Source organism: Enterobacter sp. WCHEn090032 (genome assembly GCF_003986875.1).
GTDB lineage: Bacteria > Pseudomonadota > Gammaproteobacteria > Enterobacterales > Enterobacteriaceae > Enterobacter > Enterobacter sichuanensis.
In genome coordinates, this window is the sequence record NZ_RXRN01000006.1 from 200,502 (window position 1) to 207,301 (window position 6,800).

A 6,800-nucleotide genomic window follows, 5' to 3' on the forward strand; every position below is an offset into this window, starting at 1 on the left:
CGAAGCGCCACCGGGCAACAAAATCACCGATCGTCTTTGTGATCTAAACGGTCGTGTTGTTCATCCTTACGCTGATACTCCCCTTCAAAGGTATCCCCTGGCCCGGTACTAAAACCACCGCCCGGCATACGGCTAAAGCGCAGATGCGGCAGCAGCTTCATGGTCAGGTGCTTTTGCACCGGCGGCAGTAGCAGCAGAAGGCCGAGGAAGTCGGTGAAGAACCCCGGCAGGATCAGCAGCAGACCAGCAATAATCAGCGATACGCTTTTGATCATCTCCGCAGCCGGGCTTTCGCCTGCGGCCATCTTTTGCTGCATTATCAGGAAATTTTTGAAGCCCTGGTTACGCACCAGCGACATGCCGATGACGGAGGTGAAAATCACCAGAATCAGGGTCAGCAGGACGCCCAGCACATGGGCGACCTGGATGAAAATGGAAATCTCAATGTAAACATAGAGAAAGAAAGCGATAAACGGTATCCAGCGCACTGGCATCTCCTTTGTGGCAGGGGCCATCAAGCCCCTGTCTGAATGTGTTCGCGACGCGCGTTTGTATGAGATGGTGACGGTTAGCGAAAATTCAATCAGTTTGCACGGATATTTTTTTTGGAAATATTAAAGCGGTGACTCATTTCACAGATTAATAATTATCATGGAATCGGGTCGATAATAAGTGATCCAGATTACGGCAATTCGCTATCATCAGCATATGATCTCGGGCATCTGGCTGATTGAGGGAATAATCGTCGGCCAGAAAATATTCAAAACCACATAAATACTGTGTGTTTAGTACAATCCATCGGCAGCTTGAAAAGAAGGTTCACATGTTAAACAACATTCGTATCGAAGAAGACTTGTTGGGTACCAGGGAAGTTCCAGCGGATGCCTACTACGGTGTCCACACTCTGAGAGCGATTGAAAACTTCTACATCAGCAACAGCAAAATCAGCGACATCCCTGAGTTTGTCCGTGGCATGGTGATGGTGAAGAAAGCCGCAGCACTGGCCAACAAAGAGCTGCAAACCATTCCTAAAAGCGCGGCAAATGCGATTATCGCGGCCTGCGATGAAGTGCTGAACAACGGCAAATGCATGGACCAGTTCCCGGTTGACGTCTATCAGGGCGGCGCGGGTACCTCCGTCAACATGAATACCAACGAAGTACTGGCAAACATTGGCCTGGAGCTGATGGGTCACCAGAAAGGTGAATACCAGTACCTGAACCCGAACGACCACGTGAACAAATGCCAGTCCACCAACGACGCCTACCCTACCGGCTTCCGTATCGCGGTGTATGCCTCTGTGGTGAAACTGGTGGACGCGATCAACCAGCTGGGCGATGGCTTCCAGCGCAAAGCGGTTGAGTTCCAGGATATCCTGAAAATGGGTCGTACCCAGCTGCAGGACGCGGTGCCAATGACCCTCGGTCAGGAGTTCCACGCGTTTAACGTGCTGCTGAATGAAGAAACTAAAAACCTGCTGCGCACCTCCGAACTGCTGCTGGAAGTGAACCTGGGCGCCACCGCCATCGGTACACGTCTGAACACCCCGGACGGCTATCAGCAGCTGGCAGTACAGAAGCTGGCGGAAGTTTCTAACCTGCCAGTTGTGCCTGCAGAAGACCTGATTGAAGCCACCTCAGACTGCGGCGCCTACGTCATGGTACACAGCGCCTTGAAACGTCTGGCGGTGAAACTGTCCAAAATTTGTAATGACCTGCGCCTGCTCTCTTCCGGCCCGCGCGCTGGCCTGAACGAAATCAACCTGCCAGAACTGCAGGCGGGTTCCTCCATCATGCCGGCCAAAGTAAACCCGGTAGTGCCAGAAGTGGTGAACCAGGTGTGCTTCAAAGTCATCGGTAACGATACGACCGTGACCATGGCCTCCGAAGCGGGTCAGCTGCAGCTGAACGTAATGGAGCCAGTGATTGGTCAGGCGATGTTCGAATCCATCCACATCCTGACTAACGCCTGCTACAACCTGCTGGAAAAATGCATTAACGGCATCACAGCGAATAAAGAAGTCTGTGAAGGTTATGTCTATAACTCCATCGGGATCGTCACTTACCTCAACCCGTTCATCGGTCACCACAACGGCGACATCGTCGGTAAGATTTGCGCCGAAACCGGTAAGAGCGTGCGTGAAGTGGTGCTGGAGCGCGGGCTGTTGACCGAAGCCGAGCTGGACGATATCTTCTCGGCCCAGAACCTGATGCACCCGGCATATAAAGCGAAACGATATACCGATGAAAGCGAACAGTAACCGTTCAGGCTAAGCTTCCAAAAGGCACGTCACTTGTGACGTGCCTTTTTTCTTTTTAGGCGTTACCAAAAAACAACAATTCAATATCAACTTGTTAATAAGCAAGGCAGGTCCTTATGTTTGGAGCAGAACTCGTCATCGTCCTGTTGGCGATTTATTTGGGAGCAAGACTCGGGGGTATCGGCATCGGTTTTGCCGGCGGTCTCGGGGTGCTCGTTCTTACCCTTATCTTTCAGATTAAACCCGGCGCTATCCCGTTTGACGTTATCGAAATCATCATGGCCGTTATTGCCGCTATCGCCGCCATGCAGGTGGCTGGCGGCATGGACTATCTGGTCAGTCTGGCGGAGCGTATGCTGCGTCGGCATCCAAAGTACATTACCTTCCTTGCCCCGCTGGTGACCTGGTTTATGACCATTCTCGCCGGTACTGGCCACACCGCCTTCTCCACGCTGCCGGTGATTACCGAAGTGGCAAAAGAGCAGGGTATTCGTCCTTCTCGCCCACTCTCTATTGCGGTGGTGGCGTCCCAGATTGCAATAACCGCCTCGCCTATCTCCGCGGCGGTGGTGTTCTTTGCCGGTATCCTGGAACCTATGGGCGTGAGCTACCTGACACTGCTGGCGATCTGTATTCCGGTAACGCTGATTGCGGTGATGATCACCGCTGTGCTGTGTAACTTCCTTGGCGCTGAACTGAAAGACGATCCGGTTTATCAGGAACGCCTTGCCAAGGGTGAAGTGAGCCTGCGCGGCAGCCAGGTCTTCAAGTTGAAGCCGCACGCAAAACGTTCTGTGGTGCTGTTCCTGATCGGTATCGTCGCCGTCATGTTCTACGCGACCGCTATCAGTGACACCGTAGGTCTGATCCAGAACCCGGTCCTGCCGCGTAACGAAGCGATCGTTGTATTCATGCTGACCATCGCCACTCTGATTAGCATCACCTGTAAAATTGATACCAGCGAAGTGCTGAACGCCAGCACCTTCAAATCCGGTATGAGTGCCTGTGTGTGCGTGCTGGGTGTGGCCTGGCTGGGCGATACCTTCGTGAAAGCGCACATCAGTGATATCCAGACCGTCGCCGGCGACCTGCTGCACAACTATCCGTGGCTGCTGGCGGTCGTGCTGTTCTTTGCTGCCACCCTGCTTTACTCTCAGGCGGCGACCACCAAAGCGCTGATGCCTGCGGCACTGATGCTGGGCGTAACGCCGTTAACCGCCATCGCCTCGTTTGCTGCCGTCTCTGCCCTGTTCGTGCTGCCAACCTACCCAACCCTGCTGGCGGCGGTAGAGATGGATGACACCGGCTCTACCCGTATCGGTAAGTACGTGTTTAACCATGCATTCCTGATCCCGGGTGTGGTCGCGATTACGCTGTGCGTCATCCTCGGCTTTATCATCGGGGGCGTGGTGCTGTAAACCGTTGCGGGTTGTAAAAATAGTTAAAATTGGGCCGCTCTGCGGCCCGTTTCATTAATGACCCGTTGTCTTGCATGATATAGTGAAGCCTTTCGTGATGAGGAGGTCGACTTATGAACACGCCTGATGCTGTTGTCGTACTGTGTACCGCCCCTGATGAAGCTTCCGCCCAGGATCTCGCCGCCAAAGTGCTGGCCGAAAAACTGGCCGCCTGCGTAACGCTCCTTCCCGGTGCCACTTCCCTTTACTACTGGGAGGGCAAACTGGAGCAGGAGTACGAAGTCCAGATGTTGCTCAAAACCAATCAGGCGAATCAGCAGGCACTGCTCGACTGCCTCAAATCTCATCATCCTTACCAAACTCCGGAGCTGCTGGTATTGCCCGTGCTCCACGGTGATAACGACTATCTCTCATGGCTCAACGCTTCCTTACGCTGATCCTGCTGCTGTGCAGCACATCAGTCTTTGCCGGGTTGTTTGACGCGCCCGGCCGTTCGAACTTCATTCCGGCCGATCAGGCGTTTGTTTTTGATTTTCAACAAAACCAGCACGACCTGACCCTCACCTGGCAGGTGAAAGAGGGCTATTATCTCTACCGCAAGCAGGTAAGCATTACCCCTGCCCAGGCAAACGTAGGGGCTTTACAACTGCCTGCTGGCGAGTGGCACAAGGACGAGTTTTACGGTAAGAGTGAGATCTACCGCCAGCGCTTAAGCGTGCCTGTTACCGTGAATCAGGCGGATAAAGGCGCGACCCTGACGGTGACCTATCAGGGCTGTGCGGATGCCGGATTCTGCTATCCGCCAGAAACGAAGATCGTTCCGCTCAGCGAAGTGAAAGCTGCTGCCGCCTTTTCCCCTCTCCCCTCTGGGGAGAGGGCTAGGGTGAGGGGAGAAGGCGAAGCCGCGTCAGACCTTCCATTCTCAGCGCTTTGGGCCTTACTGATTGGCATTGGCATTGCCTTTACTCCCTGCGTACTGCCGATGTATCCGCTTATCTCCGGCATCGTGCTGGGGGGTAAGCAACGCCTTTCTACCGCACGCGCCCTGCTGTTGGCCTTTATTTATGTGCAGGGGATGGCGTTAACCTATACCGCCCTTGGCCTTGTGGTTGCCGCTGCGGGGTTACAGTTCCAGGCCGCCCTTCAGCACCCTTACGTGCTGATTGGCTTGTCGGTTGTCTTCATCCTGCTGGCATTGTCGATGTTCGGCCTGTTTACCCTGCAGCTGCCGTCGGCGCTGCAAACCCGTTTAATGTTGATGAGTAACCGTCAGCAAGGGGGGTCGGCAGGTGGCGTGTTTGTCATGGGGGCCATCGCCGGATTAATTTGCTCTCCCTGTACCACCGCCCCGCTGAGCGCCATCCTGCTCTATATCGCCCAGAGCGGTAATATGTGGCTTGGGGGCGGGACACTTTATCTCTATGCGCTGGGCATGGGTCTGCCGCTGATGCTGGTGACAGTATTTGGCAACCGCCTGCTGCCAAAGAGCGGCCCGTGGATGGATACGGTGAAAACTGCGTTTGGCTTTGTCATCCTCGCGCTGCCGGTTTTCCTTCTCGAACGCATCATCGGTGACGTCTGGGGTATGCGCCTGTGGGCGATGCTCGGCGTAACCTTCTTTGCCTGGGCGTTTATCGTCAGCCTGGGGGCGAAAAAAGCGTGGATGCGCCTGGTGCAAATTCTTCTGCTCGCCGCCGCGCTGGTGAGCGTACGCCCGCTGCAGGACTGGGCGTTTGGTTCGCCCGTGGGTCAGATGCAGGCGCATCTGAACTTCACCCAGATTAAGAACGTGGAAGAACTCAACAGCGCTCTGGCGGAGGCGAAAGGTAAACCGGTGATGCTCGATCTCTATGCAGACTGGTGTGTCGCCTGCAAAGAATTTGAAAAATACACTTTTAGCGATCCACAGGTGCAACGCGGGCTGAATGAGACGCTGCTGCTCCAGGCAAACGTCACCGCCAACAGTGCGCAGGACAAGGCGCTGTTGAAACACCTTAACGTTCTTGGTCTGCCCACCATTTTGTTCTTCAATGAACAGGGGGAAGAGCAGCCAGAACAGCGTGTCACCGGGTTTATGGATGCAACGGCATTCAGCGCGCATTTGCGCAATCGCCAACCGTAAACAACACTTTAGACGGGACAAACCGTTGGGAATAGCGGAGGAGAAAACCGTGCAACGCGAAGACGTACTGGGACAAGCCCTGCAATTACTTGAGATTCAAGGGATCGCCAGCACCACGCTTGAGATGGTAGCCGACCGTATCGATTACCCTGTGGATGAACTTAAGCGCTTCTGGCCGGATAAAGAGGCGCTGCTTTATGATGCCCTGCGCTATCTCAGCCAGCAGGTTGATGTCTGGCGCAGGCAGCTGATGCTGAATGAAGAGCTGACCGAGGAACAAAAGTTGCTGGCGCGCTATACGGCCCTGACCGAATGCGTCAGCAACAACCGCTATCCGGGTTGTCTGTTCATCGCCGCCTGTACCTATTTCCCCGATCCTGGTCACCCTATCCATCAGTTGGCGGATCAGCAAAAACGGGCAGCGCATGACTTCACTCACGAGCTGCTGACCCGTCTGGAAGTGGATGACCCGGCAATGGTAGCTAAACAGATGGAGCTGGTGCTGGAAGGCTGCCTGAGCCGTATGCTGGTGAACCGTAGCCAGGCCGATGTGGATACGGCCCACCGCCTGGCGGAAGATATTCTGCGCTTTGCCCAGTGCCGAATGGGTGGGGCATTGACGTAAGCGTAGTGTAGCTTTTTGCTGCAGAAGCCAGCACATTGCCGTAAAGTTAAGCAGTTGAACCGTTTTTCCCGAAATAGTGTTGACGCCCGGTCGCGATTACGGTTTAATGCGCTCCGTTGCCCGGATAGCTCAGTCGGTAGAGCAGGGGATTGAAAATCCCCGTGTCCTTGGTTCGATTCCGAGTCCGGGCACCACTATTTAAAGAACCCAGCCTATGGCTGGGTTTTTGCTTTTCTGCGTTTATAAATCCCTTCTTTAGTATTCTTGTTTCTCTTTGCCGTGGGAACCATATCCGGTGGCGCTGCGCTTACCGGGCCGGCAGGTTTCGTCGGCCGGATAAGGCGAAGCCGTCATCCGGCGTGTTTTCTAACGCCC

6 protein-coding genes and 1 tRNA gene are annotated in these 6,800 nt (G+C 54.5%); 6 read left to right on the forward strand and 1 reads right to left on the reverse strand.

Annotated features, from left to right (window positions below; genetic code table 11):
* Positions 1-23 precede the first annotated feature (23 nt).
* On the reverse strand, positions 24-488 hold the full coding sequence (locus EKN83_RS07410; protein ID WP_025758222.1) for an FxsA family protein: 465 nt from the start codon (positions 486-488) through the stop codon (positions 24-26).
* A gap of 335 nt (positions 489-823) precedes the next feature.
* Here EKN83_RS07410 and aspA point away from each other — a divergent pair, with 335 nt between their 5' ends.
* The 6 genes from aspA to EKN83_RS07440 all read left to right on the forward strand — a co-directional run bounded on the left by aspA (position 824) and on the right by EKN83_RS07440 (position 6,619).
* Positions 824-2,260 (forward strand): aspartate ammonia-lyase, encoded by a 1,437-nt coding sequence (aspA, locus tag EKN83_RS07415; RefSeq protein ID WP_003855923.1) that lies wholly within the window; start codon positions 824-826, stop codon positions 2,258-2,260.
* Between the two features lie 116 nt (positions 2,261-2,376).
* Positions 2,377-3,678 carry an anaerobic C4-dicarboxylate transporter gene (locus EKN83_RS07420; protein WP_013095257.1) on the forward strand — a complete coding sequence of 434 codons (1,302 nt, stop codon included), beginning with the start codon at positions 2,377-2,379 and terminating at the stop codon, positions 3,676-3,678.
* Positions 3,679-3,791: 113 nt separating this feature from the next.
* The gene (gene cutA, locus EKN83_RS07425; protein WP_025758221.1) at positions 3,792-4,115 is read left to right on the forward strand and encodes a divalent cation tolerance protein CutA; all 324 of its coding nucleotides are present in this window, start codon (positions 3,792-3,794) and stop codon (positions 4,113-4,115) included.
* Positions 4,091-5,800 carry a protein-disulfide reductase DsbD gene (locus EKN83_RS07430; protein ID WP_126800602.1) on the forward strand — a complete coding sequence of 570 codons (1,710 nt, stop codon included), beginning with the start codon at positions 4,091-4,093 and terminating at the stop codon, positions 5,798-5,800. Before cutA ends, EKN83_RS07430 begins: the two co-directional genes overlap by 25 nt.
* Positions 5,801-5,849: 49 nt before the next feature.
* Positions 5,850-6,425, forward strand: coding sequence for a transcriptional regulator (locus tag EKN83_RS07435; RefSeq protein WP_126800603.1), 576 nt, complete (start codon positions 5,850-5,852; stop codon positions 6,423-6,425).
* 118 nt (positions 6,426-6,543) lie between these two features.
* Positions 6,544-6,619: transfer RNA gene (locus tag EKN83_RS07440), tRNA-Phe, on the forward strand.
* Positions 6,620-6,800 lie beyond the last annotated feature (181 nt).

Excerpts from the sequence above, each read along its gene's own strand:
- aspA (WP_003855923.1), top strand. The coding sequence starts at position 824 with ATGTTAAACAACATTCGTATCGAAGAAGACTTGTTGGGTACCAGGGAA.
- cutA (WP_025758221.1), top strand. The coding sequence starts at position 3,792 with ATGAACACGCCTGATGCTGTTGTCGTACTGTGTACCGCCCCTGATGAA.
- EKN83_RS07430 (WP_126800602.1), top strand. The coding sequence starts at position 4,091 with ATGGCTCAACGCTTCCTTACGCTGATCCTGCTGCTGTGCAGCACATCA.
- EKN83_RS07420 (WP_013095257.1), top strand. The coding sequence starts at position 2,377 with ATGTTTGGAGCAGAACTCGTCATCGTCCTGTTGGCGATTTATTTGGGA.